The 1,867-nt window shown below is 45.0% G+C and carries 4 protein-coding genes; 2 read left to right on the forward strand and 2 right to left on the reverse strand.

The genetic code is table 11. The features are described from left to right. Nucleotides 1-271, forward strand: a 271-nt coding sequence (locus F6K53_RS39355) for a hypothetical protein (protein ID WP_293085373.1), incomplete at its 5' end; no start/stop codon positions are given. Further along, nucleotides 264-1,013, forward strand: coding sequence for an exosortase, PEP-CTERM interaction domain protein (locus F6K53_RS39360; protein WP_293085376.1), 750 nt, complete (start codon nucleotides 264-266; stop codon nucleotides 1,011-1,013). The genes F6K53_RS39355 and F6K53_RS39360, both read left to right, overlap by 8 nt. On the opposite strand, the gene F6K53_RS39365 is transcribed toward F6K53_RS39360, so the two are convergent. Together F6K53_RS39365 and F6K53_RS39370 are read right to left on the reverse strand one after the other, a co-directional pair. After that, nucleotides 1,000-1,137 carry a hypothetical protein gene (locus F6K53_RS39365; RefSeq protein WP_293085379.1) on the reverse strand — a complete coding sequence of 46 codons (138 nt, stop codon included), beginning with the start codon at nucleotides 1,135-1,137 and terminating at the stop codon, nucleotides 1,000-1,002. The two genes, F6K53_RS39360 and F6K53_RS39365, sit on opposite strands and share 14 nt — an antisense overlap. 194 nt (nucleotides 1,138-1,331) lie before the next feature. Continuing rightward, the coding region (locus tag F6K53_RS39370; protein ID WP_293085382.1) for a DUF4351 domain-containing protein at nucleotides 1,332-1,867 on the reverse strand (536 nt) is incomplete at its 5' end.

Genomic DNA, 1,867 nt, shown 5'->3' on the forward strand with positions numbered 1-1,867 from the left:
TTCCCGATTCCCGATTTCCGATTCCCGATTTCCGATTCCCGATTCCCGATTCACGATTCCCGATTCCCGATTTCCGATTCCCTTTGCTAAACATTTACATAATTCAGAGTTTAATGAATTTTATTTAAATGTTCTAAAGCTGGCTGGATTTACAGATAAAATACCCTTGGCAATAAAAATCAGCCATCACGTTGAAATAGATAAGTACATTTTTAAGCTATCAGCTAATGCTTACTTGAAAATTTTACTGAGGAAAAATAGTCATGACTAGTAAATTAGCGATCGCATTGATCGCAATTAGCGTTTTTGATCTTTCGGCAAGAGGGGTTAGTGCTGCGTCGATTACCCCGATCAACCTTGACGACCTGACTCTGGGAGCAACCATCACAGGACCAGTGGGTCCGACAGTAGATGCATCCCTAATCAATGGTGACGGAAATAGCCTCGGGGACTTGACCAGTAGCGTTTCTTGTCCTGTTGGTTTTCTGACTTGTGTGCCGCCCCAAAATCCAGCGGGAACCATCTACACTTATATACACAAAGTTATCCCTGGTGTGGACTTTCCCAATGATCCCCCCTTTCCTCAACCGGATGGTTTACTTGCGTTTGATGATGTCAATCAGTTCGGGTTGGAGTTCAAAGCTGAAGGGTTTACAGGAGTTGCGGGCTATAGCTTTGGGGAAGCGAAGCAGGCACTCGGTTCCAGTGGGGAGTTTTCAATCAAGTTTGATGAAGATGGCAGTCTAGTCTGGAGCGTTGTTGGTGGATCGGGTTGGAGTACTAATTCCGACACTCCAGAAACGATTTCTTTCTTTTGGCAAACCACACAACCTCCCATTGGTCCATTTGGGACGTTCACCGCTAAGAACGATACCCAATCCGGGACAGGTAATGGTCCACTGCCTCTGGCAGTCCCAGTGCCTGAGCCGATGTCATCTCAGGGTCTACTGGCTCTGGGCTTTCTGGGCTTAGGATTAGTGGTTAAGAGGGCTATCGGCTCTAGTCTCTTTTAAGGCAATTAGTAGGGAGTAGGGAGTCAAGATGCAGTAGCTGGATCAAGGGCGTTCTGTCAGTCAAGTAATGAATAGCAGTAGAGTGGGCATCCTGCCCGCTCGAAAATAAGGAGGAAACTGGCAAGATGCCAGTTCTACGCAAGATGCCAGTTCCACGCCTGATGCCCATTCTACAGGTGGAACCCAAGCAGCGAGGGATTGCTCGCGGCCTTGGAGGCGTCTGGAATTTTGGGTAATAATAGAGTGGGTAAGGCAAATCCAAACCCACTCTATCAGATCTCGATGCTACTGCTTTTAGGTACTACACCTAACCGAATTTTACTTATCCCTAAACTGGTTCAACCAATTGGTCAAATCCACTTCGGTTTCAAAATCTAACAACGCTTCTCCTAAATCTTCCAACTGGTCAAAGGATAATTCCTCAATTTGATTTTGTAATTGGGGATTGATTTCACCTAGGCGACGGCTAAGTAGACGCTTAATTAAATTAAGCTCATTGCGCTTTCCTTGTTCTAATCCCTGTCCTAATCCTTGTTCTAATCCTTGTTTTAATCCCTGTTTTAATCCTTGTTCTAATCCTTGTTCTAATCCTTGTTCTAATCCTTGGCGAATAATTCGTTGATAAACTACTGACTCCTGCATCATATCCTCCCGAAAATAAGCTTGAATTAACTGTTCATCAAATTTCACCCCAGCCAACAGTTGCACGCAAGCAGATAGGTTACGTTGCTGTTGTCTATCTTCAATCATATCGATTCTGGCTGCTACCTGGGATAGCAAGGTTTCTGGCACTTCAGTTTGTGCTAACACAGCCAAGGGTAGTAACCCCGGTGTTGTTAGTAACGGTTGTGGAT

The organism is Moorena sp. SIO4A1 (assembly GCF_010672065.1).
Taxonomy (GTDB): domain Bacteria; phylum Cyanobacteriota; class Cyanobacteriia; order Cyanobacteriales; family Coleofasciculaceae; genus Moorena.